Here is a 26,292-nt window from a genome sequence, read left to right as displayed (position 1 = left end):
AGTGTTTATTCATCCTTATGCCAAAGCCGATTGACAAGGTTCCAATCGGTTATATCATCCTTGTCAAAATCCTCCTTTTCAGCCCAGGGTACCAGAACAAGCCCCATTATGACAGCTATAGTAAGTACGATAAGGATGGTGCTGATCCCGGCATCTTTCAGAAAAAATATCAGAAGCCCTAAGAGGAACACCAGAACCATTATCTGGCCGGGAGTTGCGCGTTTGAAAAGCTTTTTTAGCATAGCTAATCCTTTTATCACGATTGACCTGCGATCATGCGAGCCAGATCGGCAATCATTCTGAAGGCCCTCTCAAAGTCGAACATATCATAATCGGAAGATCTCAAAACCGGCTTTAGCTGCGTTTCCAACTGAGACAGCAATTCCTTTTTCCGAGCAATGGAAATATCGATTTCGTCGTTATCCGGAACCTGGAGCTTCCTCTTCAGCAGACCGACAAGATGAGGGTCTTCAAGATTGACGCCGAGCCTGGAAACAGCATAGTCGATGTCGTAAAAATCACGGATTGCCGGTTCTCTTCGCGTCAATGCCGCCCTCAGCTTCTCCGCGTAGGTCTCTTCACGCGTAAGGACCACGATCTCGAATTCTTCGACCCCCGGCATGCTCGTAAAGGGATTTTCCAGGAGTGTCCTGACGCTTCCCTTGACGGGCGGAACCAGGATCTCTTCGCGTAGCCCGACCTCGATCTTGATCCGGCCGAGCCCGGAACCGACCAGCGTCGGATAGGCGACCTGCGCCACGTATTGTTTAGAATTGTTGAACCCGGTCAGTTTCTGCTCCATCTTGAAGACAGAGGACTCTTTTCCAAGGGCGGAAATCCACTCCTTGACGGGGGTGATCATCCGGCTCCGATCCGATCTGCTTGCGGCGGCCGACAACGAAATAGTAAAGTCAAGGTCCTCGCTCAACCTGTAGAAGTCAGCGTGAATCTTGCTCAAGCATGTGCCGCCCCTGAATACGGGGGGCAGTTTGCAGCCGCTACAGAGGTCCGCGAGCAGCGCCGAGCAGAAATAATCCTTCTCCACGAGAGCCGCATTCAAGCCGGTTTTTCGCGCGGTATAAAGGACCGCTTCGCGGAAAAGCGGCTCGTCCTCATGAAGTGAAATTTCAATCGGTTTCGATAGCGCCATTTACGATCAACCCCCATTCCCTGTTCACGGATCCTTTTGCCGGCTTCCCAGGGATCCACTTGATCAGGGACTTCATGGAACCGGCTTTCTTTTTAAATCCCTTGAGCATGTTTTCGGGTATACCTGCGACGGCGAGGAGATATCCTATCCGGCGCATGGTAGCCTTATTTCCGTATTTCAGGGAAGTTCTTGTAAACTCATCCCAAAAAACGGTATCCTTCTTTATCGTTGCTATTATCCATTGATAAGCCCGCGGGATTGTATTGTATCTCGACCAGTCGTAAACCGCATCAAGCAGGGCACGGGCTTTTGTTGCAATTAAAATCTTCTCCCCATCAGGTGCAGCGAATTCAGTGGAAGCCCCAAGCCGGTTATCCGAGATTTCCATGAAAACGTAATCGAAACTGCCTATGTTCTTCTCTCCGCTGATCCGGTTATTGTAAACATATACCCGATTCGGCACCTGGTCATCGAATCCATAAAGGTAAAACGCGTTGGGACCGCTGACCTGGTATTTGCCTCCGATTTCCCTCATCAACCTTGAGAGAATGTAATATTCACTGACGGCCAATCGCCCACCGGCTGGAAACCGGGGAGGAACCAGGTAGACTCCACGCGTCAGACGTATGAACACGCCGGACCGGCTCATTCTGCTGAATAGTTCCCGCTCCTGCTTGGGAGTGATCTTGAGAGCCGCGGCGATTTCCTTCGTGCGCACGACGTCCATCTTCCGCATCTGGACGTATGCGAGGAGCCTCATTTCGAGAGAGCCGAATTCGGTTTTGTTTTGTGTTATTTTATTTCCCATAAATTGTCCGCCACGCAATTTATGAGAAATATAATAAAACATGGTTCGAAGGTCAACTGAATTCTTCTGATAGAATTTGCTGGGAGTAGAGCTATCTGTTCATCTCGACGTAGGCCAGGAGTTTCCCTTTCGCGACATCGTCTATTTCGATTGTTCCCTGAAGGGCGATCCTGCTTTCGAAAAGATCGCTCACGGCGATATGTATACGATTGCAGCTTTCCAGGCATTCTATTGTTTCCTTATCGAGGCGGATGTAGTGGTCCCGCCCGATCTTCAGGTACGGGTCGTTCTCTATCATGACGATATTGAGAGGCAATCCTTGGCCGAAGGAGATCCCTTTTTCGAAGACCGCCAGCAGTCCCCCGTTTATTTTTAGGTATTTGTAGGCTGTGAGCATTATGTTCTCTGTTCCTCAACAATTAAATCTTATTGCACGGGATCACTTGCAGGGCCGGGAGATATCTCGCCCTTCGCTGTTTCACCACCCTCAAGGGTCGGCTCCCCCTTGGTCCTGTTCAACTTGAAATTATTTCCGAGTTCGCCCAGTTGTTTTACGCTCCTTACAGTACTCCCGATGGATGCCAGTCCGTCCATGGAAGCAGCCGCGCCCACCGCGACCGTTTCGCCCGCCACTTTTCTCACTCCTTCCGTAACAGTTCCATCCGCCTTCACACCCATGTTTACGTTCAGCCTGTCCTGGTTTTGCGTCCGGACACTTCCGATCGTGCTTTCAGAAGCGAGGACGTCTCCTGTCAGTGGGACGATCGCTTCCTTAGTGGCGCCGTCTGCCGTCTGCCGGTAAGAACTCACGAGGTGATTGATGTTCCCGGAAACGAGTACCGGTTTTTTGTGTGAAGGGTCGAAGACCATCACGCGATGGCCGCCCGCCATCGATGCGTCCTCGACAATACTCACATTGTAGCCTCTGCCCCGGAACCCCGAGACGCTTTCCCGGAAATCATCGTAGCGGACGCTGTGTGATCCTCCCACCCGGTCCGTGAAATTGCTGTATATCTTTCTGAGGTTTCCTTCCTCGCTTCTGGATATATTGTATCCCGCAATATCCCGCCCGCTCTTCCCGAAGGTACCGACCTGATACTGGCTTCCGCTGGACCGGTTGGTGAAGAGCAGTTCGCCATGCCCTCCCCAGGCCATGCGGTAGCTCCCCGCCCCGGGGAGGCCGTACCGCTCTGCTTCAGCGGCGTTCACGGAGATATCGGCCGTTCGGTGCCGGTCCGCCGCGAAACGTTCAAAATCCACTCCTCTGGATTCGGCGAAGGACCGGAGCGCTCCCCACTTGGCGACATCGTCGATCACGGCGTCCCGCCTCGCGTCAAGATAGGCGCCCTCGCCGACGGCTTCGATCCCCCTGAAGGCGGCCACGGTCTGGAGCGCGTCCAACCGACCCTTTGTCTCTCCGAGCGCTTTCGCTTCAACGCCGTGTTTCTCTCCCTCCCGGATCACTCCCGCCGTCTTGTGGGCATCGTAGTCGGCCACGGCTCTGTAGCCCGATATCCGGTCTCCTCGGCCTGCCTCCTCCATCGCCTCGTCGTATTTCATGGCGGCGAAGTACCGTTTCTTTCCCTCCACGGCTGCCTGATCGGCATGGTAGTCGAAAAAGTCCCCGGCATGGCCCGACTCACGGAAAGATTCGAGGTCGCCCTCGGTTTTTCCCAGCCTGGAGATGTTTCCGGCCTTGAGAAGACCTTGCGACCGGTCGAGGCCCACTTCCACCATTCCGGACCCGGCCGCCGCGCGGGGGAGAAAGCCGCCCACTGCCGCGTCCCCGTGCATACCGCCCAACCGGTCCGCCCCGAATTCGTCGCGGACCTTCATCATTCCGGCAGTTGAGCCCACGCGTCTTGCCGTCTCCAGGTCTGAGTAGTCCTGGATGCTCCAGCGGTTGGCGTTCGACCAGGTGGGAATGGCCGTTCTCGCCGAGTCCATGGATCTCGCCCCCCCTTCCGGCGTTGACGCCTGTGAGGCCGCCTGGCTCCCCTGGGACTGGACCGTCCCGGAGATGGTCCCCGCCATCATGGCCAAGGCATGCCCGCCGAACCGGACGAGCATCCCTGTGATCACCGTGGCCAGCATGATGCCCGAGGTCCTGATGAGGCCGAACATGCTGAGGGCCTTGAGAGACGCGTCGGGCATGTTCATGACGGCCGCGAAGCCCAGGGCGTTTTGCCTCACGTACTCGAAGACCCCGTAGGCATAGTCGGTCGCGATCCCGTGGGTGATCGCGTCGGTCACGCCCCAGGCCGTGAGCCAGATGAACATCCCCGCGACGAGTCCCAGGGCCTTTCCCGCGAGCGGTGTGGGAATGAAAATGACGAGGATCGGTATGAGACCGATGGCCACGGCCGTGATTACAGCCCTCGCCACGGGAAGCCACTCGTTCGCCACGATTCCCATGCCGAGCCCGCCGGTCATGATGCTCCTCGACGCCAGGCCCTTCACGGCAAGATCGGGGTTCGCGTCGAGCAGCATGTCATTCAATACTTCGGCCATGTAGACCTGTCTCATGAAGTTCGGTGCCGGGATCGTGAATGCGCCGCCCTCCACGTAGGAGGCGTAGTTCGAGATGATCTCCGTGCATTTCGTGAGCTCACCGGCGTTGTCCGCATTGAAGCCGGCGTTCGCACAGGCAAAGCGGATCGTGTCTCCCATGTTGAGGGGATCGCTGAAGTAACCTTGCAAGTTGGTCCAGGCATCCGCGCAGGACATGGTCGTCCCGGTTCGGTCCGATTCCGAATACCAGACGGTGAAGACGGCCGGGTTCGCTGCCTGGGCGTACTGGCTCATGAAGTCCGTGCTGGAACTCGTGACGTCGTTTACGCTCAACGACGTCCCCGGCCGCTGCAGCTCGAAGAACAGGCAGTCCTTTGTGTACCGTTTCAGCGATTCATCGATGTACTGGTCCCGGATTTTGAGGTGCCCCCCGGATGCCTTCAAAAGCATGTCGAAGCCTATGCCGCCGGCGTAGTCCTGGAAATTCTGGGGCGTGCCCGACGTGGAGATGATATCCACGAGTCCCCGTTCGATCTTGTTCAGGGTCCCGGCCACGACCACGATGCCGTCAGGGATCCGCCCGACGGTCTGGAAGCGGTTGAGGACAGGATCGTAGATCGTGATGTTTCCCGTGGGTACCATGAGCCCAAGATAGAGGCATATCCCGAGACCCACCGGCCAGGCCCATGAGAGGGGCGAAAACCTTGCCCCCTTGAGGAGATGGAAGTACGCCGCAGCCCCGGCGATGAAGATCCCGAGGGCGGTCACGGTGAAGAAGAGCGCCCGATAGCCGTTATCCGAAAAGATCAGGGATATCTTCTGGAAGGCAGTCACGACGGCTCCGAAGCCGTTGTAGGTATAGTACTCCATGTCCACTGCATGGGCGTCCGGTGCAGCTGACAACATGACGACCGTGAAGCCAAATATAAGAATTGTCTTTCCAAAAATTCCCATTAGATTTCTTTCCGAGCGTTCAGCGTGACAATGACCTGGCCGCGACGGCCGTTCCGAATTTCGAACTCAGCATGCTCAGGGCCAGCCTGTCGAATTTCTCCATCTTGTCCACCAGGTTGTAGACCCCCATCACCTCCTGGACGGATGCGGCGTAGGATCTCCGGACTCCGCTTACCATTTCCACGATTCTGGCCTGCATCTCCGCCGTGCCGTCGATCGCACCGGAGAGCATCTCGATCTTGCACTGGTATTCCTGCGCGCCCTGCACGGCCCCCGGCTGAGCCTGGGCGAGGCTCCTCGCCTTTTCCATGATGTTCCAGACCTTCGTGTAGAGGTCCGAGAGGAGCTGGAAGGCGTAGGCCTTGGCGGTCACGTCGGAGAGGGTACTGATGATGGATGACTCCTGGTTCGTTCCCACGGCCGCCTTGAGAACGAGCCCGATGGAAAGGGGACTAGCGTTCACGAAGGCGTTGTCCTCGTCCGAGAGGGCCTGCTTCGCCTTGATCTTTCCCGCGATCCGGGTCATCTTCGTCCGCACGTAATTCGTGAGGTCGGCCGAGCTGTCGGTAATTTGTGCGCAGGCGCCTCCTGCCGTCCGGGCGTAGACGCTTCCGTCCAAGAGGTTGTCGAAGGAGGCGTACCGGTTTTGATCGCAGGGGGGCGTGTGACCCACCTGGAAACCCGCGTCCCCGGCGTCGATGATGTATACGTCACCGACGAACCCTCTCAGCATGTCGAGGTAGGACTGGTTGTTGAAGCCGGTCTTGGCTGCGATGTTGTTGATGACCGACCCGCTGGTCCCGAAGACGTCCCGGATGTCCTGGGGACAGCCCGCGAGTGCCTGCTTCATGTTCGTGACCGGCTTGTTCGCGTTTGCGCTTGTCTGGTCGTTGATGCTCTTCCAGAGGTCGTTAACGCCCGATGACTGGAGGAAGTCCCCCTGGATTCCGGCGAGCTTTGCCTGTTTGTCCTTCGTTTCGGCGAGGGACGGGGGCACCATGGTCGCCACGAGCGCCCGGCCCGCCTTGCACTCATCGAGCTGCAGGTTGTTCAGGGTGTTGGTGATAGCTTCCAGGGACTTGATCGTCTTCGAGCAGGGCTCGCAGAGAACGTTCAAAGCGATGTCGAAGGCCGCCGCCGGTGCGGCCTGCATGATCCGCTGGAGCTTGGTTACCAGGTATTCGAAATTCAGATAGGAGAACCCGCCCAGGAAGACGTCGATCCCGCCGCAGCCCGCCTTCACCTTGGGTGGCATGGCGGTGAAGAGGTAGTCGTTTCCCTGCTGCCACCTCGCCGAGAAGCTCCCGCCGGTGAAATAACCCCTTTTCTGCCCCTCGAAGTACCCAGGGGAGGTCTCCGTTTTCTGCTGGAGCCAGTCGTCAACCCAGCCAGCCATAGGCCCGTCCGGGCCAAGGGGCGACAGGAGGAGAGCAATAATTACAAGGACCACGATGCTTTTGAGAATAATTCCTTTATTCATAGCCACACCTTCGCTTTTATCTTTTGTCCCGCCTCAAGGGAGCCTTCACATCGAAGGCGCCGCCCCGCTGGAACTCGTAGAGAGAATACTCCTCCGGGGTGATCTCGTTTTTCAAAAGCCGGAGTCCCCGGTAGAGTTTTTCCTCGAGCTCGGCCAGGGATGCCACTCCGGCCGAAACGGTGATATGGTCGGCGCTCCCACGATAAATGAGAAGAAGGGTCGGAGTCGTCTCGATCCCGAAGACGGACGATACCGCCGCCTCCCTTTCTATGTCGATTTCCCGGATCTCCCACCCGTACTTCTCGACGAAACGGCTGAGAATCGAACCCTCCTCGGCACAGTACGGGCAGCCCGCAGAGGAAAAATAGATGAGCGCGAATTCTTCCCGGGCGCTCCGGATCCTTGATTTGATCTCGTCCGTCCGTTGCGAGACCTCGGCGTTTCTTCCCGGGGCCGTGATCGGGTAGTCGGCCGCCACGGAGAGGTCCGGGTATTTCTGCATGACCGCCGCGGACACGTTGGCGAAGGCGAGGGACTTTCTCCGGGCGATGTCCTGGACCACGTAATATTCCCTCACGTTATTTTCCGAGGGGACCTGGACGGCCTTCTTCTGGAAGGCCATGAGGACGGCCTGGAAATCGTCGGGGTACATATTCCAGAGTTCCTCCATTGTGTAGTCCGAAAGGCGCGGAGAGCGCTTCTTACCGTCCTCGACTTTCTCGTCCCGGTCCCTTTTCTCCAAGGGGATCTTCTCGTACCACCACCAGCCCCGCTTGGCGTCCCCGTAATACGCCTTGCCGTTTTCCTCCATGAACGGCGGTTCCCCGGCGCAAGGGGTGCCCGTCGTGAAAAGAAGGACAACCTGGCAAATGATCAGGACCCGGAACATCAATTTCTTCTCAGAAGAGCGGACAGGCAACGGCCTTCACCTCCTCATTTCTCACGAATCCGAAATACCTCGAATCGAAGCTGTCCCGGTGTTGTCCCGTGACGAACACCGCGTCCACCGGGATCTTCCCGCTGTAGTGAAACCGGGGAAGCTCCTCTCCCTTGAGGGAAAGATCCTTCGCCACCGCGATTTCCCTTCCATCGCAGTAAAAGTCATGGCCGACGGTGTCGAGTTCCTCTCCCCCGGCGCAGGCAATTCTCTTGATGACCCGGTGGGGCGTCCCATGGTCGACGTATTTCGACCTGATATCAAACATCACGTAAGCGCCTCTTTTCAGTTCTCCCGTGGGCGGCCCTTTTTTCAGAAAAAAGATCCTGTGTTCCGTCGAAGGCGTGATGCTCACAGCGAAGCGTGAGGGAATGAGCATCCCCGCCGCGGCGAGAGCTCCCATGAAGAGAATGAGCCTAAGGCCTGATGGTTTTCGCGTTTCGGACAACGGCGTCCCCCATGATCACGACCTCGTTCGAGGGGATACCTTCGATCGCTTTTTCCAGCGACTCGATGTTTTTCCTCAACTGGTCGTCGTCAATCTTTCCTTGGACAAATAGATCCCTCTGGGCCGCGATAAATCCCTTGATGTCGACCGCGACGATCCGCGTCGCGAAGTACCTGTCATAAATGACAATCGACGCCGCGGATGACGCAAGCGAAATCCCGAGGACCAGGAGGGCGGTTACCAGCCGGCAGGGAAGAACCCGCCCCACCTTGCCTTCCTGTTTCGTTTTCCCTGCACCCGCGGGGATTTCTCCCGGTTGAGCGGCGCTGGACTCCATCATTTCTTCTTTCTCAATGCTTTCCTTCATCTCTTGTTCACCTCGTGGTAAATTCCGCCTTTCAGTGCCTCGATCAGGAGGTCGATCGAGCGCCTCCCGGATGGCCTGCGCAGGGTCTCCAGCATGTATGCCAGTGAAGCGTCTCCGTGGAGAACATAATGATCGCCCGTCTTCGCGTTCCCTTCCATTCCCTCGCTCAACGTCACATCCATGATCCGGACGTCCGGCACGTAAACGGCGGCAGGCACCCGGGTGATCCCGTATTTTCGGAAGAGGAGGGGGTCAATCTTGACTTTGACCTTGTAAGCGCTGCATTTGTTCTTTTGAATGTCACAGTCCGCATCTTCGGTGATGATCTTACGCACGAAATCCATCGTGGGCTTCACGCGCTTCATCCCGCCCACGAAGCCCTGCAGCACCATGAAGACGTTCGGGTCGCCAAGCCTATCCAGGTCCCTCGCATAGTTCCTTAGCGTGCCGATGGGAACGGATGAGGATATGAAAAGATAGATCCGTTCGTTTCCGGGGAGGGTTCCCCCTTTGACGCTGTCTTTTTCCGCTCCGTTGGAATCTCCGTAATAGGAATCGATCGTATCCTTGAAAACCGTTCCCTTGAGACGCTCGATCTCCGCCTCGTATTTCCTCTTGAACGCCTCCGACTGGTAGTATTCCAGCAGCTTTCCCGCTTCTTTCTGCCCCTGAGCCTTGTGGAGATTCTCCGGGATCTCGATGTTCCGGCCGATCCGGCCTGCGTTCTCCATGAATCGGCTGATGTCCTCCATGTCATCCGCTCCAGAGTCGGGAATGGACGCATGTAAGAAACCCATAAACGCGAAAAGGATCAGTAGTCCCATCCGGGTTCCTTTCTTGATCAGAAAGCGCAGCATGACCTTCTCCTGAAGAGCTGCCAGACGAAGTTGTCCCCTACGAGCGGCGGGTTCTTGAGCGCTCCCCAGATGAGCCCCGTCCTCCCGAAGGGATGGCACATGAAGTCGCGCACCGGCTTGGCGACGTGCATGCGCCAGTTGTGCTTCACCCAGATGGGCGTGGGGACGCAGGCGCACAGGTTGAGGGCCGTGTCGCAGACGAGCCCCTCCCTGGCCAACTTGTAAACCATCCGGGCGGCGATCGTGGAATTGGCCATGAGCTCGTTGTCGTCGTTCACGTGCCCCGTGAGCGGGTAGGCGCTCCCGCCCGAGCCGATGCACCAGAAAAGGGGGCTCATGGAGAAACCCGCGTTGGTCGAGACGCTGTCGGCGATGCAGGCCGTCTGGGCGATGGGATTCCCGAAGAGGATCGACTCCGGCTCCAGAATGAAGGCAAGGATGTCATTCTGCCAGAGAGGGTCCACCTCCGTGAGGTACGCAACGTCGAAACCGCTGTGCTCGATGCAGGCAAAATCGGTAAGGAGCTCCATAATGGACCAAACGGGATAAATAAAGTAATGCGCCTGGGCAAAGGTGGAGGTATCCACACTCGCGTTCCCCTGCTCCTGCGAGCCCCCGCCGAGAAAGCCGCCCGCCGCGGTGAGGCCGAAGCCCAGGCTCGGGAAGCAGTAAGGATCCTTGACTGTTTCCACGTACCTGGCCGGTTCCCAGAAGCTGACGGGGATGCCGATCCTGATGAAGAGCGGGGGCGGCGCCGGACACGCGCAGACGGGCATGCCCGAAAGGTCCGGAACGTTGTTTTCCACCGGGCCGGGAATGATCTCGATCCCGGCGATGCTCACCGGGAATATGCACTGCCAGCAGAGGTCGGTCACCGGGTTCAACGGAATCCCGGACCTGCATACAGCCTGTGCTCCAACGGCGTGAAAGAGAATGAGGAGAACGAAAAACCCCTTCACGACGTCCCTACTTCCGCTTCTTTTGCCCCTTGTCGTCGAGGGCATATTCTCTCACCTCCATGACGGTACCCTTTTGAACGATCACGGCGGGGACCGCCTTCAGTTGAAACCTTTTCACGATTCTGGCGTCCGCGTAGAACGCCGGTCTCTTCAGCTTCTCCATGACCCGGGTATACGGTCCCCCGCAAAGGAGGAGCATGACCCTATGGTCTTTTGCGTAGGAGGACGCCTTGAACCATTCGATCTGTCTCTCGTTACCCCCGTCGATCACGACGAGGATGTTGGGAAGAAATACATGGGCCAAGGGGTTGAAACTGAAGCCCCTAAGATAGAGGATCCCGCCCCTCCCGTCGGGGATGTCGAAATCGAGCGTGTAACTCACGTCCACCTGGAAGACCCGGTCCTTCTTCGCCGCCGGCAAGGCCTCCATCCCCTCGGGTCGGTAGTTTTGAATTCTTTCGCGCGTCCTTTTCGGGTCAAATGCCTTTCCCCAGTCGACCGCCTTTGCCCGCTCCTCGATTTCGGAGAGTGCGTCGCGCTCGACGACGGGATAAGTCGCCCCAATATTGCCGAGATCGGCGCAAACCGCCGCTTGGGCCAGGAGCAAGGAGGACAGGACTGCCAGGATGAAGACCTTTTTCATTTTCTCCCTCGCGGTCGTACGCGCGCTTTGGGTATACGTCCATTTCGGTCGTGGCATTCCACGCATACCAGGCCTTCCGGCCGCAGGTATCTCCCCTCTCCAGGCCCGAAAGTTTTCTTGCAAACAATGCAGGTCTCGCGCGGGTAATTCCGCGAATCGATCGGCGGGCATAAACTCATTTCCGCTCAACCTTTTCATAGAAATCCGAGACCTGCCGCTGCATGTCCTGTTGCACTTCCGATGTCGCCTTCGCCTTGATGTCTCCGAAGTACTCCGAGAGGTCGATCCGGGAGAAATCGAGCATCTGGAATTCCTCCGGGGTGAAGCCCCGGCAGTTAGGGTTCTCCGCGCCTCCCCAGTCGCCGCTTGCGCCGAATTGTTGGAGCTGCGCTCTCCCTTGTTCATGGATGATCCTGCCGAGCTTGGAATTGAAACAGCAGTAAGTGTTCGCCCTCTGGACACACCCGATGAGGGGCCATTTCTGCTGACAATAATCCCCGATGTAATGGCACATCCCTTTGCCGACCGCCTGCACCGTTTCCGCGTCCCCGGAGCCGCACGTGTTCTGGATGAAGAGAAAGCCTCCGGGATCGGTATTGCAGCAGTTGAAGAAGGTCGTGCTGATCCCGGCGGTTCTGCATTCTTTTCCCTTCCCGTTGAATATGTACAAGGCGCCTTGGCAATCGCCGGTCGAAGGGTCCACCGTGCCGTCGTTGTGATAGGAGGACGTGTCCGCGCCGGTCGTTTGGGTGGGCATGGCGGACGGGTTGAAACAGGCGTTATCGGAGCACTGCAGAATCCCGGTCGCCGGGTTCGGAAGGCAGGCATATTGCGATCCGAGGGGACAGCCCGTGGACGATCCCGCGCACGTATTCGTGACAGGATCGAAGTTCCCCACGTAACAGACAGGAGGTGCGACGCACTGCCTGGAGGAAGCCTGGTACGTGTAATCGGAAGTGGGACACTGCCGGACCGGGTCCTTCATGCAGAGGTCCATGGAGGCCAAATACATCGCCCCGTCACTGCAGGAGGGAAGACGCTCACACCGCGATTCAAGGGAATTGAACGTGTACTGGGTCGGACAGAGGGTTGAACCGGGAACCGCGCATTTGTCGATCCCGCCGTCGTATGTTCCAGTCTCGCACACCGGGGGTATTTGGCACGTTCCGGTACCGGAATTGTAAGCGTACCCGCTCGCGCAGCCGTCGGCCGGAGGTGCAACGCATTTCCGGGTCGTTGGATTCAAAACGCCGGCCGAGCAGGAAGGATCGCGCAAGCAGGAATCAGTCGACGGGTTGTAGACGAACCCCGCGGGGCATGTTCCCGAATACATCTGGACAACGCAACGATCGGCTTCGCCGCTGAGATATCCGCCGCCCGGGCAGAGAACTTCTTTCGAGCAGAGATCGATCGCCGGGTTGTAAGAAAACCCGTACAGGGGGCAGTCGTGCGTGGGATTGGATTCGCACAGGCCCCTGCCGCCGTTCCAGGTATAATCGGCGGCGCAGCCGGTAGCGAACGCCTGCTCGCACCGGTCGCGACTGGAATGATAGGCCCCTGCCGCACATTGTGGAAGAGCAGTGCAGAGGCCCCTTCCCGAATCCAGGGTATAACCGGTTTGGCAGGAATTGGGGGGGGCGAGCTGGCACTTATCGACCGAACCGTTCAGGCTGCCGCCGTTGGGACAGGTTACGGCTTGGTAGCAGACCCCATTAGCAGGATCATACGTGCCGTTTGAACAAGTCGGCGTGCCGGCCGCCTCGCATTTCTCGGAGGTACCGTTCAGGCTCCCGCCCGCCGGGCAACCTGCGGCCTGGTAGCAGGTGGAGCCGGAAAGGGTCCAGCCGACCGGGCAGGAATAGGTGGGGCCGGAACAGGCTCCCGGTGCTGAGCAGTACCCCCCGCTGCAGGCATAATTACCCAGAGGGCAGACTTGGTAAGGGATGCCGTTGAAATAAAGGGGGTACCAGGGCGTCCAGATCGTTGAATCATGCCCCCAAAGCGCGTTCGGGTAGCCGGGAAAGGTGTTTACGCCCAGGGCGTCCAGGGCGTTCCAGTAACCCGGCGTGCCGGGATAAGTCGAACCCGTGACGTTGACGCCCTGCGTGCTTACGTAACCGGTGAAGTCGCAAATCCCGTTGGGGTAGTATCCGAATTCCGGATCGTACACGTTTTGACATCCGTAAATGGTGAATCCCTGTCCCGATCCCACGAGGTAGGAAATATAGTAACCGCTGGGAAGGGATACGTCCGATGAACAGTTCATGCCCGTCACGTTGTAAGACAGGGAACCGCCCTGGCTGCAATAGAAGGTAAGAGTGCCGTCGGAACAGACGATGCGGCTGGGCTGACACCAGGCCTGCGGTCCCGACAGCGTCACGTTCGGGGTAACGGTGCTGCAGGCGGCCGATTGCGCGCACGAGGAAGAACACGCGGGAAGGCTCGGATAACTCCCTCCGAGTGAACACGCGTAGCTGGCCGTCGCGGACTGTTCGCACCGATCGGTGACGGGATTATAGGCGCCGGCGGAACAGGACGGCGACGCCTGGCATTTACCGGCCGAGCCGTTCCAGGCATAAGACGCCGGGCAGGACGTCCCGGACGGGGCCGATTCGCACCTGTCTCTCGCGGGATTGTACATCCCAGGGGAACAGAAAGGATCCATCTCGCATAGCAACCTTGCCGGGTTCCATGAATATCCTCCCGCGCACGCGGGCGTGAAAGCCGCCTCGCACAGGTCCGTCACGTCGTTCAGGGTCGCTCCGGCGCCGGGACAGGCGGCGGGGGCGTAACAGGCTCCGGCCGCGTCGTCGTAGGTCATGCCCGCGGCCGGGCATACCGGTACGCCCGTGCCCTCGCATTTTCCCGATGAAGCGTTGTAAACGCCGGGGGAAGGACACGCGTGACCGGCGGGAGTCGTGCAGAGATCCGCCGCATCCGAGTACGAGCTCCCGTCGGGGCAGGACGGCGGCCGTTCGAACCGATCAAGGCCGGGATTGAAGACGTATCCCGCCTGGGCGAGGGACGCCGCCGAAAGGACGCATTCACCGAGGTCCGCGTCGAAATTTCCGACCTGGCAGGAAGGGTCCGCGAGGCAGTTACCCGATCCCGGGTCCATGGCCGTCCCTTCCGGACAGGACGAGACATTTGCCGTCTCGCAAATGTCCCGCAACCGGTTGAGGATTCCGCCGCCCGGGCAGGCCGCGTCCCTGGTACAGGCTGAGAATGCCGCGTTATATTCGAAGCCGGCCGGACACCGGTCGCTCCCGATATTGAATATGCAGAGGTCGAGGCCGCCTTCCAGCATGCCTTCGCCGCAACCCGGATTCTTGACGCAGGAGTCGCCGGTTGGGTCGAAGGAAAAGCCGTCTCCCGTGCAGCTGTTCGTCACGGGGGCTTCACACAGATGAGTCGATCTGTCGACTGTCACGGCCACGCCCCCTTGGGGCTGGGCGATGCAGATACCGCTTACAAGCTGGTAGCCGGACGGGCAGCCGTTAACGGCGGTGCAGGCGGATCCGGTCAAACAGGTCCCTCCGCTGCAGGGATAATTTCCGAGGGGACAGTTCTGATAGGAGTCGCCCGATATCCCGATGCCCGTCCACGTCGCCCAGTCGCACCGGTCATGAAAAGAGAGATACGAAGCGTCGTCGAGTATGCAGGACGTGCCCCTCGTTGATCCGCTCACTACTGCGTGATCGAACGTGAGAACGCCGAAAAGCCGGCCGCAATTGACCGGCGTCCAGGAGCCGTACTCCGGATCCTGCATCCCATCGCAGCCGTAAACGTAAAGCTGGTTGCCGCTTCCCTGGAGGTAGGTGATAAAAGCGTTTTCACCGCCGTTCGCGTCCCCGGAGCAGGAGGCGCCCGAAAGAGTCCAGCTCCGGCTGCTTCCTCCCGGGTTCGCCGACAGGTAAAGACCGTTTCCGCTGCAGAACATCCGGTAAGCACCGTTGTAAAACCAGTACGAGCTCGATTGGTCCGGAGAGACGGAGACGGAATACGTCCCGGTCTGGCAGACGGCCGTCTGGATGCAGGCGTTCTGGCACGAGGCCTGGTCCCCGTAAGTCGTCCCTGTCGTCGGGCACTTGTAGCCGGTCACGATCTGCGGTCTTTCGCACCTGTTCAGCGTGGGATTGTACGTCCCCCCGGGGCAGCCCGTCCCGTTGGTGGGACACAGGGGATCCATCACGCCCAGCCCGCAATTGACCGCTCCCAGAGGACAAAAATCGCTGCCTTGGACGGTCACGCAGTTGGCAACCTCGCTCGTGAAATCGACGTTGCCGTCCCCGTTCAGGTCCTTCGCGCAGATTTTCTGCGATCCGTCCGCGTAGACCGTTTCCAGGCAAGGGGAGAACACCGCGAGGAGGAGGACAAGGAAAATGATTTCGAAGGGCTTCTTCATCAGTACCTCGCCCCCGTCGTACAGATCAGGTCCTTGCCCGCGGCGTTGAGGACCGAGAGCACCGACGCCGCCTCGGAAAAGTCGTTGAGGCAGCCGCAGGCGTTGACGACCTCTTCGCCGTCGCCCGTCGGGCAGACCCCGTTCCGGCAGAGCCGGTAAAAGAAGTCGTAGGCCGCCGCGCTCTTCTGGTACTGCGCCTTGTTTCCCGTTTTTCCGGCCTGGGTGTCGGACTTGAGTTTTTTGGTCTTGCAGGCCTGGTCGCAGGAATCGGAAGAAGATCCTTGGGTAACCGCCCCCAGTGGCGAGGTGACGCTCTCCGTTTTCCACGATCCGTCCGCGTCCTTACTGAGGTCGGTATAGACAAGGGAGCCGGAATGCGCCGAACTGGAAGAATAGACGGCGTCCACCCTTCGTTTGGTGTCCGTGAAATCGTACCGGCCCGGGGTCTTGCAGATGTAGGTCCTGTCCTTGCGCCACCAGTCGCGGCAGACGTCGTGGGGAAGGTATCCCGTAAAGGTCCGGCAGGACGAGAGGGGCGACAGGGTAGTGGGATTGTAGTTATTGAAGGTGTGGACCCCGTCCGACTGCTCGTCCCTGAGCCGGCACTGCGGATCGGTCTCGTAGGCAAGGCAGCGATTGTCCACCGTGTCATCGATGATGTCCGTCTTGTCGGCCGGTTTCATGCAGCACAGGCCATTGCAGAGCCCGTCGCTGTAGCCTGCCGGGCAACTGATGTGGTTCGCGTTGGAGGTGTAATACCATCCTTCGATCCACGCGAGGTCACCGGAGGGGCAGGAAAGCGCCGCCGTCTCGTACTCGCGGGAATAGACGATGACCTGAGCTCCCCCGCACAGGAACCGGATGCGTGCATTCTTCACCACGCCGCCGTGCGGGTCTCCACAGAGGTAATTCCCGATGTAGAGACTCCCGCCGGAAGAGGTGATACTACCGGGCTGGGGAAAATAGCAGCTTCCGCCGCTCCCCCCGTCGTGGGTCTTGATGGTCCGCGGGTAAGGGCTCAGGTCGTTGATGGTGCAGCCGTTCAATGACGGGTCCAGGGAATCTCCCGGGGATGAGCACCCCGTCACCGTGGTCACGGTGATGTTCCTGATGATGGAACACTGCCGGTAATCGCCCTGGCTCTCCTGGGCGGCCTGGGAGTTGGCGATCAGGCTGTAGTAGCTGGCCGGGTCTCCCGCTTGGGAGATCTGTGCCGCGTCCTTGGCGTTCGCGAGGCCGGCGTCGCTTCCCGCACTGTAGTATTGCTCCGGTGAGCTCGATCCGTACGGACCGGGAGAACCGGAGCATTGCCCCGCGTCCTGGCCGTAATAAGTGATCGTCGATCCTTCCTCTTTTACGTCGGTGACGGCGTATTTCCTGTTCACGGCCTGGACGGCGCTTGAGACGCCTCCGCCCAGGTCACGGAGAACGGTCGACAGGTTTCCCTGGACGAGGTTGCTCCCGCAGCTCGCGTTGACGCAGTAGCAACCCCCCAAGTCCGAAATTGCCGCGGTCGCGAGTCCGACGCGGGCGGAGGCGTCGGCGCTCCAGCGATAATAGCTGCAGTTCCCCCATGTGCCGGCCTGGCAGGAGATTATCCCGTTTGCGCACACACCAGAGACGGGGAAGGGGACGGAGAAGACGAAATCCGTGTTCCCATCCATGTCGAGGTCCTGGCTGACCGCGATCTGCGAAAGATCGCCGGAACCCCCGACCTGAATGGAAACCTCGATGAACTTCCGGGAGGACGGACAGAGAAGCTGGGCGGAGAAGAATTTGTTCCCGTCCAGGGTCCGCATGGGCGTGTCGCGGGAGGTCATGGGGACGGAAATCTCGCTGTTGACGGTGCCAGGCGACCCGAACCTCTGGACGGCGGCACTCCCGAGATCATTTCCGGCCTGACCGGGATCTCCGGAACCCGCCGCATGGACGATCCCCGGGGCGAAGCACAGGAAAAGAAGGAACAGGACCCTAACCGGCCGTCCTGTATCTCTTGACCATTTCATTGATCGCTTCGCCATAGCTCATTCCGTTGTCCACGAGGGATTCGATCTCGGCGATTTCCGCCGCATCGGACGTGTAGAGGTAATAGGAGAAGGGGTCCACGGCGAGCCTGGCCACGCCCTGACCGAACGGGGTGTCCATGAAGATCTCCGAGTACTTGGGCTTGTTGCTCCGGACCGACTTCAGGATCTTGAGGGCGAACCCTTCGTGCTCGATCAGACCCTCCAGCTTCGCCCGATCGAAATCGCTGGATTCCAGATAAAACTTGAAGGCGCTGTTTGAACGGATCACGTCCCCGATGCTTCCGAACTGCTTCAAATCGAGAATGGACTGTGTGATGACCGTGAAGCTCCCACCGTATTTTCTCGCCCGCCGGTATCCTTCTTCAATGACCCCTTTCAGTGAGCTTCCCTCCTGCATGAACTGCCACGCCTCGTCGAAAATGATGAACCTGGGCCTCGACCGGTCTGAGATATAGAGGTCCTGAGTCACGGCGTTGATCACTTGGAGCGTAATGACCTTGAAGAGCTCCTTCTGGGGTTTTAGATGTTCCAATTCGAGGACGACAAACTCATCTCCGGCGATGTTGAAATCGGAAGTCCCGTTGAACCATTTCCCGTAGAGGTGCCCGCTCGTGAATTCTGTCAGGTTGAACGAGAGGTTGCGAGAAAGGGACCGGAATGCCGCGATATCATTCTCGTGGCAGGAATCGAACTCCTCCGCGTGCTCAGGGAAGGTGGACAGGTACTCGTAGACGGTGTCGATTGAGGCGTCCGCTCCTTCCGTCCGCCAGGCCCACTTGACCGCCGACTTGATGAGCGACATGGCCGTCTCCGCCGTGTCCTCCGGGACGATGTCCGTGGACGAGTAGACCATCTGCAGGACGATGGAAGCGATGACGGGGAGATCGCCCGCAGGGTCCATGACGTTCGTGAACGGGTTCATGCAAATCCTCGATTGCTCGGAGAAATCGAGGAAACGGGCGCCAAAGAGCCTCGTCATCTTCTTGTAGGAGCCGCCGATGTCCACGATGCGTATGAGGGCGCTGGAAGCGAAATAGTTGTAGACGAGGTAATTCACGAGGAAGGATTTTCCGCTTCCCGAAGAGGCTGCGATGAAAATGTTATGGTTGTTGGCGTGCCGGTCGAAAACGTCCAGGGAACAGGGCTGCCCCTTTCTCCCGATGAAGATGAGACTCGGCTTGCCTCCGCCGGAGAAGTCCGCCTGGACGGGGAGGGTCACCGCTACGCTGTCACAGGGCGCGATAAAGTCCCGGTCGAGGTTGTCCACGTTGTCGTCCCGGTCATAGAGGCCGAAGGGAAGGGACGAGAGAAAGAGGACGGGCAAGATCCCCCTGTCCTCCTGCATGACGTAGCCCTGCGCTTCCCACATCCGCTTGGCCCTCACGATCGATTCACTCACGGTCTTTTCGCTGTCCCCCCAGACCCAGAGGATCGGGATCACCCTCACGAAAGGGGTCCCCTTTTCCACCTCGTCCACCGCGGTCATGTACTCGTCTTTCTTTCTCATGAGGGAAGGGGCGAAGCTTCCAACCCCCTGCTGCTGCAAAACGAGGTTGCACTTCGTGTGGAGCTTCGACTTGAGATTGTGAAATACGACGTTCAGCGCGAAGAAAAACGGCGTCGTGATCTGGTTGGCGTCGGAGACCACTCCCCACACGCCCCCGAAGAGCTCGTTCGTCTGGAGCGGGTCCACTTCCTTGGGATAGTGTTTTACCGTGGTGCAGCGGAAATACCGGTTCCCTACCTTCATTCGGTCCATGGATTTTTCGATGACCGTATCGGAGAAGATCACCTGTTTCCGAATGGGAATCGAATCGTCGTAGGCGTCGTTATTCGGGGAAGGAACGTCGTTTAGGTATCTGCGCATCCATTCGACGAGCGCATGGGGAGGCACGGGCCTGGGATAGAGGTCCGCCCCCCTCAGGATCTCCAGTATGGAGTTGGAGAGATCCTTCGCGTGGAGCTTCATCTCCCGTTCTTCGGGGAACTTCACCGCCACGAAGAGGCGGAAATTTCTCAGAGGGGTTTTGAGGAAGATGTCCATGCCCTCCACGCCCTTCTCAAGGAAAGCGGCGAACTTCTCGGAGGCCTCGTGAACGATCGCGAGGTCACGCGTTTTCCCCGACCGGTACGCCTCGATGTAGGGATCGATGTGGCTGTCGGCGTGCAGGATGAACTGCATGACCGATCCGTGCGGAAGCCCCAGCCGGAAGAGCCCCTCCAGGGTGAAGAGGGTCTTTTCCCCTGCGAAGCACAATGGGCTGCATTCCCAGAGAAAGCCCTTGGTCCCGTCCGCGTTGTGGTATGCTTCCGTTTCCCCGTCGTAAGCGATCCAGGGGAGATAATCGGAAAACCGGTCTCTGCGGGTCAAATTTCGGAGATCCTTGCGGGTCATTCCCCCGCGGGCGCCGAAGATCACGTCAAAGAGCTTTCCCATCAGTCGGCCGCTCCTTCCTTCAGGTAGCCGCCCATGATCCAACGGGCATCGTCGGCCATGAAGTAGACGTATCTCGGCATGAAGAGTTCCCCTCCATCGCCTTTGTAAGGGAGGAGAAGCACCCTCATGACCCGGGGAGGCGCGACGAGCGGCGTGACCGGATCCCTGAGGAGCCCGGTGAGTTTCCGGTAGACTTCCTCCTGATAGAGAAGATTGACCTTTTGTGCCGGACCGGTCACCGCTTTGCCCGGTGAGTTTTTGGTTGCAGGCTCAAGGCTTTCGTCTTTATTTTTTTTCTGCAGGGACTCGCCGTAGGCCGTCTCCACGCCTACGCACTTGCCGTTTTCCTTTTGCGGGCAGGTGAACTCGCTCTTGTATGGATTCAAGACCGAGCAGCCGCCGAGCAGGGCGGTTAACGTTAATAGACACAGGACCCGTTTCATTTCTGCTTCTTCCCTCCTGGTTTTTCCTTGATCTCCAAGTCGACCCCCTCGCTCACGACAAGGGTGATGTTTCGCGTAGCCCCGACCTCGATCACGGGCATGCTCTGTTTGGCAAGTTCCAGATAAAACTTCTGGAGCTCGTGCGCCCCCTGGGCGAGTCCGCTTCCCAACCCCGCCTGGGCGATCTGCCCGGGATCCACGGTCTGGGTCGTGCCGAGCGCGCTGATACTGGAGGTCATGGTGGCGGACCGTAGGGCGTCTCCGACTCCGCCGAAGAACCCGGCAAGGACGGACCGCGCGATTGCCGATCCCATCTTGGAGACCACCGTTCCCCTGAGGCCGATCTTCCCGTCTGAATCGACGACGAAGCCCTTGATCTTCTGGTCGATCACGGCTTGGCCCTTCCTTGACAAGCAGGAGAGGTTCACCAGCCTCAGGTGCGCCCGCTCGTCGGCGAGATTACCCTGTCCTTCGGCGATGACGAAGCATCCTTTAAGGTCTGCTTTGACCTTGTTGGGGAGGATCGCCAGGTCCTTGATCCTCAGGAGAACCGGGACGGGGTTCCCCTTGGCCGACTCCACCGTCGGGGCGTCCAGGCCGGAAAGAAGGGTCGCCTCCATGAAAGAAGGGGGCAGATAGACCGAGTCGCCCTTCTCGTTTTTTTTTACCTCGGCGGCCTTCTGATCCTGTTTCTGCGCCTGTGGATTCGAGACGAGTTCGATATCACCCGTCGTCTCCGCGGCGGGCTTGGACGCCTGCCCGACCTTGGATGGATCGGCCGAGGAAACGGGTGGAGGCGGCAAAGGCGGAACGGGGTAAGAGATCGCCTTTGATGGATCGGGCGGCTTCGGGACCGCCGGAAGGGGTTGCTTCGATCCTGCGTGGACGGCCTTCGCCTTCTCTTCCTTGATTTCGTCCAGTTCTTTCTGGAGAAGCGAGAGCTTCTCCTCGGTCCTGGCGATCTCTTTTCGCCCTTCGAGGTAGGCGGATTTTTCCAGGAGCCCGGCGTCCAGGGTGATTTCCTTCTTTTTCTGCGCGGATTTCCCCAAAACCGTCCCGCCGTCTCTCGTCTTGAAAAGGTACCCCGCGAGGCTGAACGCCAGTACCACCGTCGCCATGGCGAGAAGGACAAGGTTCCGCTTTTGCCGCGGTGTGACGTTCGCCCAGATGGTCTTCAACTTATCTTTCATCGCCCGGTTCCTCCCGGTGAGATTCGACCACGAAGGCTCTCAGGATCTCCCCCTTTTTCAGGACAAGCCTGTCCAGGGAGACGGCGATGGGGTCGGTGGAGATTTCGTTTCGGAGAAAATCCTTTTCGCCGAGCTCGATCCTGTCCTTGTCTCCACCGGCGAGCGTGCCGCGGTACTCCTTAACCTGGATACCCTCGCCTTCGACCACCGCTACCCTGGCAAGGACGATATCCAGGTCACGAAAGAGATCGATTCTCTTGTTGGGGGTGGATACGGTGAAGCTCTCGGGAATCTCTTCCGTGTAGAGGCTCCGGATCGCGGAGAGGACCTTCTTCTCAAAAGGGAGGGCGCCGAAAAGCGACCTGTTCTTCCTGATGTTCTCCGTTTTTCCCGGGGAGAGCCTGATGGACCGGGCGGGGATTCTCTTGGGAAGAGCGATCAGGCTGTAAACGTTATCGCCGCAAACGACGAAGATCTCCGACGGCGTCGTGCTGTACGTGCTCTTGCCATCCTTCAAGCCCGTACGGAACTTGACGAAAGCGTCCCTGCCGCTGAACTTGACCGTGATCCCCTTCTCCCTTGAGTAGACGACGTCCTTGATTTCGCCCTGGCAGGTGATCCGGTTCACGTCCGAACTGCTCAGCTCGACGGGCTGGGCGACCTCGGGCATGACGGTGACGGCGCCCTCCGCCGGTAGTTTAGTGATCTGTACGTCGGCCGTTTCACGGTTTTCGGGGACATTTTCTTCCTGGCTGGATGCGATGCCCGCGCTCCCGAGGACGGAAACGGCCAGCGTGAGAACGAGAAGCATTCCCACCTTTTTTTTAAGCATGTTCTTTTTCATGGCAACCTCGCCGCCTGGCTGTTCGCATCTTCCTTCTCCGATATCCTGACGACCTGGAACCTGCCGTCCGAGATCCTGTAATCGATGAGGTATGTCTTCGTGATGTCCTCCACCTTGCGGTCGTCGACGTACTGCCTTCTTTGTCCCGACACCTCGATCTGGTTCTTCTCGCCGTCCACATACAGCTTTCCCATGAAGAAGACGCTCGTTACCCGGGTGGTGATCACCCTGTCCGCAAGTTCGTAAAGGACCCGCTTTCCCTCCGGAAACGCTTCCGGCGCATAAAGAGCGAGGAGTTCGTCGAATTGCGGTTTCACGGTCCCCGGGGAATAGCTGAAGGACAGAGCAGCGATATACCGGCTGAAGGCCTTCACGTATTCCTCCGAGACCCTGTCCCCCGTGATCTCGATCCGGCTTTTCAGGACCGGGGGGACGATGATAGTCCGCTGGTAATTCAACGCGCGGTAGGTCATGACCGCGTTCGCGATCGCCGCGACGCCGATCACCACGACCACGAACTTGAGAAGCCTGTTCTCCGCGACGATGTTGGAAGTCTTCTGCAGAAAAAGATTGAGCCTCATTCGAAAAACCTCTCCTCGAAAAAGGACGGGTATCCCTTCATTCTGGTGATCCCGGCGAAGTAGAGAAAATGCCGGAAGAAACCCTTGGGGTACCTCTTTTTCGCCCGGCTGTATTGCCAGGGCGCGATGAAGAGGAGCGCCCAGGAGAAAGAACCGTAGATCAGGGCGAAAAGAAAGCAGGTGAAGACGACCCCCAACTCGTCCGGCTCGAACCAGAGCACCTGCAGCGGGGCCGAGAGATACTGCGGAAAGCGCTTCGTCATCGCTTCAGACCGGCTAAATGATGCAACCCAGGGTCTGGACAATGGAATCCGCCTTCAGAAGCGCGGCCCCGCCCAGGATGGCGGGGACAGCTTCCAGTATCCGTCCCCGTATGGCCTCGATCGCTCCGAAGACGATAGCGCCGACCCCGCCGATGAAGCCGATGGGACCCTTGAGGATGGAGTTGACTCCGATGTCGTAGATGTCGTAGGCGAAGGACCCCGTGGAAGGCGCCGTCATGGCGAGCGCCTCCCCGTAATGGAAAAGGATAAGAAGACCCTGCGCGGCGATGACTGCCAACAGCATTTCCTTGGAACCCGGATGTTTCTTCATGTCATTTTTCTCCTTTCAGGTATTTTTCGATAAGCGGTATGTCTGCCCCGGGTACGTGTTTCCCGTTGACCCACAGGGTCGGGGTGGCGAAGACGCCCGCTTTAATGGCCAGTTGCTTGTGCTCTTCAAGGAGGGTGCCGGCTTTCTCGGTGAGCTTGAGCTTGCCCGCGTCGATACTGTCCAGCGCGCCGCTCATGACTTCATGGTAGGCCTTCTCCTGGTCCTTGGCCCCGAGGATATATTTCGCTTTGGCGTCCGCGCCGGGATGGAGACGCGTGATGGGATACAAGAATACGTATCGCGTTACCCCTTCCCGGTTCTTTTCGAGCCAATCGGCCGCTTTCCGGCAGAAGGGGCAGTCTGGATCCGTGAACTCGATCACGACGTTCTTGCCGCCGCCGATCTTGATCCCCTTTTCCAACGGGATTTCTTTCACTCTCCGGGCAAGCAGCTCCTGCCTTTTCTCCGCGGTGAGATTTTTCCCTTCCTTTGTTATGATGTCACCGAAAATGAGGTAGCCGTTCCGGGGCTCGAAGTAGAAGACGTTGTTCCCTGCTTCCACTTCGTAGAGACCGGGGATGACCGATTTCCCGGCCTTCTCCGCCTTCACGTTCGGGAAACTTTTATGTAAAATCTGGATCGTGATGCTTTCCTCGGCGTGACTAACCGCGGCGCACAGGAACATGGCCATGACGGCCGGCATGATCTTCTTCAGCAGCATGAGACCTCCTTAATGAATGATTTCGATTTCCACCCGCCTGTTCAGTTTTCCGACCTTCGATACGGGGCTGCGCTTGCCTTCACCCTTTGCCTCGGAAACCTTGAAGCCGTTTCTTCCCAGGTAAACCGCGACGGACTCCGCCCTCATCAGGGATAGATGGTCATTGTAAGGATGGCTTCCCAGGTCGCAGGTGTGGCCGACGACCCGGAGTTCCCGGGGCCGATCGGGTCGTTCTTTCAGGCGGGAGACAAGCCGATCGAGTTGATCTTTTTCGTAGTTGGAAACGTCGAACCGGTTGAACCGGAAATAAATCGTCGGCACGCAAACATGGTCGGGCCTGTTCGATCCGGTAATGTCGACCGCCGATGAATTATTCCCTGCTTTCGCACTGACAGTCTGTTTTTCGGTGGGTGGACCGTCCGCGGTGATCGACGCCGTTGCTTCCGGTACACGGACGGCAAGGGCAGGTGTCCTGGGTTTCAGGGCAAGGAGCCGGTACGGAGGACAAAGCTCGCAAATGACGAAGGTCTCGTGGTCAATGGAATTGGCTGCTGCTTTCTCATAGACGTAATTATAAGGGCTCGTCCGGATCTCGGCCGCCATGGCAACCGAAATGCAAGGCATGATCGCAATGAAAAGGAAAAATGCAAGTTGACGCAGGTATCCCATTGAGGTTTCTCCAGTACCCAAAGCTCAGATTGTTTTTGAGATCGCGGGAAGATTTAAGAGGTCAGGACAGAATGTGATCCCCCGCATCTGATATATAATGTTTTCGATGCAGGGATTTTGTGGTCAAAAATTGAAAATTTATTTTGTGGCCTCGGGGAGGCTTCAGGATAGGATGACCTTACATGTTCACGACTGATCGTTTTGTTCTCAGGCAAAAAACCCTTGTCGTAAACACGCGATCAAGAAATAACTTCGTAGACGTTCCGATTGATCTTTACAGACATACCCTTGTTGATATCTGCCGGCCGCACCCAAATCTTCTTTTTTTCTCTAAAATAGTCAGACTGGAGCCTTCTCCAGTGTCCTCTTCTCTGGTGCGGCAATGGCGAGGAGTGAGTACCTCCTTGCCTTGAGGCAGCAATGAGCTCTCGGACCTGAGAGTGATCCAGAACAATGTGCGCCGGCTTTTTGCTGAATGAGAACTTTTTGCCTTTGGCTGCAAGTCGTTTTTCGCGGTCTGTCATATCAGGCGTGATCTTTACGATGAAACGATCTTGCCTATTGATGTATTCAATCACCATCATGATGAAGACTATCGTAAAGTTTGTTGAAGAATCGAGCATTTTACAGAGCGGAGTCTTTGTCATGCAATTGCCGGACGGCGGTTGACAGCGGCTGAAAGTTGCATAGGAAGTGATCCCGGGGAGCGGTGCCACGGGTACCTGGCAATCATAAATGAACTCGCAGCTGTAATTTGCGACGAAGCCATTTGTTTCCGGAATCATTTGGACCACGAAGGAAAAGGGCTCTCCGATCTCTCCTGCTTCTAAAGAACAACCGGCTGAAGTGATTATGTCCTTTTCACCAACTGGCGCCGTATCGAGTGCATTTTGGAAAGCTTCTGCCGTCTGGAGTCCCTCAAACAAATAAGTATCTTCACCGACAGTATCAACGTAGATGATAACGGAGTTGCTCATTCTCGGGTTTGCGCTCTTCTGCAAAAGTCCGCTCGGAAAATCCAGAACCATTGTTGGAAATGGAAGACGAAACTCTTTAACCGCATCCGGATTGGGATTCCGAAGCCATTCGGCGTACACGGATTCATCGATGCCAACTATGAACAAAGGGGCTTTTTCATACTTTTTTAAAAAAACTCCAAGTTTTTCCTGAAGCGATTCATCACCTGGCTGTAAAGATTTCATGTACTGGGCAATGCGATTGCCCACCTTTTCATACTGGGATGCCATGCTTGCTGTCATCTTGCTCT

Annotated in this window: 24 protein-coding genes; all 24 read right to left on the bottom strand. The window is 57.9% G+C overall.

The annotated features are described in order from the left end of the window. Positions 1-5: 5 nt before the first annotated feature. The gene (locus SYN_RS08070) at positions 6-260 is read right to left on the bottom strand and encodes a hypothetical protein (protein ID WP_011417593.1); all 255 of its coding nucleotides are present in this window, start codon (positions 258-260) and stop codon (positions 6-8) included. After that, a complete protein-coding gene (locus SYN_RS08065) occupies positions 257-1,150 on the bottom strand; it encodes a nucleotidyl transferase AbiEii/AbiGii toxin family protein (RefSeq protein ID WP_011417592.1) in 894 nt (297 codons plus the stop codon). The genes SYN_RS08070 and SYN_RS08065 overlap by 4 nt, the downstream gene beginning before the upstream one ends. Then, positions 1,128-1,958, bottom strand: a complete 831-nt coding sequence (locus tag SYN_RS08060; protein WP_158302952.1) for a type IV toxin-antitoxin system AbiEi family antitoxin domain-containing protein — start codon at positions 1,956-1,958, stop codon at positions 1,128-1,130. The genes SYN_RS08065 and SYN_RS08060 overlap by 23 nt, the downstream gene beginning before the upstream one ends. A gap of 91 nt (positions 1,959-2,049) precedes the next feature. Beyond that, entirely contained in the window at positions 2,050-2,355 is a 306-nt protein-coding gene (locus tag SYN_RS08055; RefSeq protein WP_011417590.1) for a hypothetical protein, read from the bottom strand. Between the two features lie 29 nt (positions 2,356-2,384). Then, positions 2,385-5,423 (bottom strand): conjugal transfer protein TraG N-terminal domain-containing protein, encoded by a 3,039-nt coding sequence (locus SYN_RS15290; RefSeq protein ID WP_011417589.1) that lies wholly within the window; start codon positions 5,421-5,423, stop codon positions 2,385-2,387. 19 nt (positions 5,424-5,442) lie between these two features. Next, the gene (locus SYN_RS08045; protein ID WP_041584889.1) at positions 5,443-6,903 is read right to left on the bottom strand and encodes a conjugal transfer protein TraH; all 1,461 of its coding nucleotides are present in this window, start codon (positions 6,901-6,903) and stop codon (positions 5,443-5,445) included. Between the two features lie 16 nt (positions 6,904-6,919). Beyond that, complete coding sequence (locus SYN_RS08040; RefSeq protein ID WP_011417587.1) at positions 6,920-7,822, bottom strand: conjugal transfer protein TraF; 903 nt, start codon at positions 7,820-7,822, stop codon at positions 6,920-6,922. Further along, positions 7,803-8,288, bottom strand: a complete 486-nt coding sequence (locus SYN_RS08035) for a S26 family signal peptidase (protein WP_011417586.1) — start codon at positions 8,286-8,288, stop codon at positions 7,803-7,805. The genes SYN_RS08040 and SYN_RS08035 overlap by 20 nt, the downstream gene beginning before the upstream one ends. After that, positions 8,257-8,655, bottom strand: a complete 399-nt coding sequence (locus SYN_RS08030) for a hypothetical protein (protein WP_011417585.1) — start codon at positions 8,653-8,655, stop codon at positions 8,257-8,259. The genes SYN_RS08035 and SYN_RS08030 overlap by 32 nt, the downstream gene beginning before the upstream one ends. After that, a complete protein-coding gene (locus SYN_RS15285) occupies positions 8,652-9,512 on the bottom strand; it encodes a type-F conjugative transfer system pilin assembly protein TrbC (protein WP_049749946.1) in 861 nt (286 codons plus the stop codon). Before SYN_RS15285 ends, SYN_RS08030 begins: the two co-directional genes overlap by 4 nt. After that, complete coding sequence (locus SYN_RS08020; RefSeq protein WP_041584888.1) at positions 9,497-10,471, bottom strand: TraU family protein; 975 nt, start codon at positions 10,469-10,471, stop codon at positions 9,497-9,499. Before SYN_RS08020 ends, SYN_RS15285 begins: the two co-directional genes overlap by 16 nt. 7 nt (positions 10,472-10,478) lie before the next feature. Beyond that, positions 10,479-11,180: a hypothetical protein gene (locus tag SYN_RS08015; protein ID WP_158302951.1), complete on the bottom strand. Its 702-nt coding sequence runs from the start codon at positions 11,178-11,180 to the stop codon at positions 10,479-10,481. A 109-nt stretch (positions 11,181-11,289) separates the two neighbouring features. Continuing rightward, complete coding sequence (traN, locus tag SYN_RS08010; RefSeq protein ID WP_011417581.1) at positions 11,290-15,519, bottom strand: conjugal transfer protein TraN; 4,230 nt, start codon at positions 15,517-15,519, stop codon at positions 11,290-11,292. Continuing rightward, positions 15,519-17,525, bottom strand: coding sequence for a hypothetical protein (locus SYN_RS08005; protein ID WP_041584887.1), 2,007 nt, complete (start codon positions 17,523-17,525; stop codon positions 15,519-15,521). The genes traN and SYN_RS08005 overlap by 1 nt, the downstream gene beginning before the upstream one ends. After that, positions 17,491-19,983: a TraC family protein gene (locus SYN_RS08000; protein WP_041584886.1), complete on the bottom strand. Its 2,493-nt coding sequence runs from the start codon at positions 19,981-19,983 to the stop codon at positions 17,491-17,493. The genes SYN_RS08005 and SYN_RS08000 overlap by 35 nt, the downstream gene beginning before the upstream one ends. Further along, positions 19,983-20,426, bottom strand: a complete 444-nt coding sequence (traV, locus tag SYN_RS07995; RefSeq protein ID WP_011417578.1) for a type IV conjugative transfer system lipoprotein TraV — start codon at positions 20,424-20,426, stop codon at positions 19,983-19,985. Before traV ends, SYN_RS08000 begins: the two co-directional genes overlap by 1 nt. Continuing rightward, positions 20,423-21,616 carry a TraB/VirB10 family protein gene (locus SYN_RS07990; RefSeq protein ID WP_011417577.1) on the bottom strand — a complete coding sequence of 398 codons (1,194 nt, stop codon included), beginning with the start codon at positions 21,614-21,616 and terminating at the stop codon, positions 20,423-20,425. The genes traV and SYN_RS07990 overlap by 4 nt, the downstream gene beginning before the upstream one ends. Then, positions 21,606-22,460, bottom strand: coding sequence for a type-F conjugative transfer system secretin TraK (locus SYN_RS07985; protein WP_011417576.1), 855 nt, complete (start codon positions 22,458-22,460; stop codon positions 21,606-21,608). Before SYN_RS07985 ends, SYN_RS07990 begins: the two co-directional genes overlap by 11 nt. After that, on the bottom strand, positions 22,457-23,041 hold the full coding sequence (locus tag SYN_RS07980; RefSeq protein WP_011417575.1) for a type IV conjugative transfer system protein TraE: 585 nt from the start codon (positions 23,039-23,041) through the stop codon (positions 22,457-22,459). The genes SYN_RS07985 and SYN_RS07980 overlap by 4 nt, the downstream gene beginning before the upstream one ends. Next, positions 23,038-23,304, bottom strand: coding sequence for a type IV conjugative transfer system protein TraL (traL, locus tag SYN_RS07975; protein ID WP_041584885.1), 267 nt, complete (start codon positions 23,302-23,304; stop codon positions 23,038-23,040). Before traL ends, SYN_RS07980 begins: the two co-directional genes overlap by 4 nt. Positions 23,305-23,317: 13 nt before the next feature. Further along, positions 23,318-23,635: a hypothetical protein gene (locus tag SYN_RS07970; protein WP_011417573.1), complete on the bottom strand. Its 318-nt coding sequence runs from the start codon at positions 23,633-23,635 to the stop codon at positions 23,318-23,320. A 1-nt stretch (position 23,636) separates the two neighbouring features. Then, positions 23,637-24,356, bottom strand: coding sequence for a DsbC family protein (locus tag SYN_RS07965; protein WP_011417572.1), 720 nt, complete (start codon positions 24,354-24,356; stop codon positions 23,637-23,639). A gap of 9 nt (positions 24,357-24,365) precedes the next feature. Continuing rightward, positions 24,366-25,025 carry an OmpA family protein gene (locus SYN_RS07960; protein WP_041584884.1) on the bottom strand — a complete coding sequence of 220 codons (660 nt, stop codon included), beginning with the start codon at positions 25,023-25,025 and terminating at the stop codon, positions 24,366-24,368. 239 nt (positions 25,026-25,264) lie between these two features. Beyond that, complete coding sequence (locus SYN_RS07955; protein WP_011417570.1) at positions 25,265-26,284, bottom strand: hypothetical protein; 1,020 nt, start codon at positions 26,282-26,284, stop codon at positions 25,265-25,267. Positions 26,285-26,292 lie beyond the last annotated feature (8 nt).

The organism is Syntrophus aciditrophicus SB (assembly GCF_000013405.1).
Classification (GTDB): Bacteria; Desulfobacterota; Syntrophia; order Syntrophales; family Syntrophaceae; genus Syntrophus; species Syntrophus aciditrophicus.
Note: the sequence above shows the minus strand (reverse complement) of the source record. Positions and strands in the feature narration are given on the sequence as shown.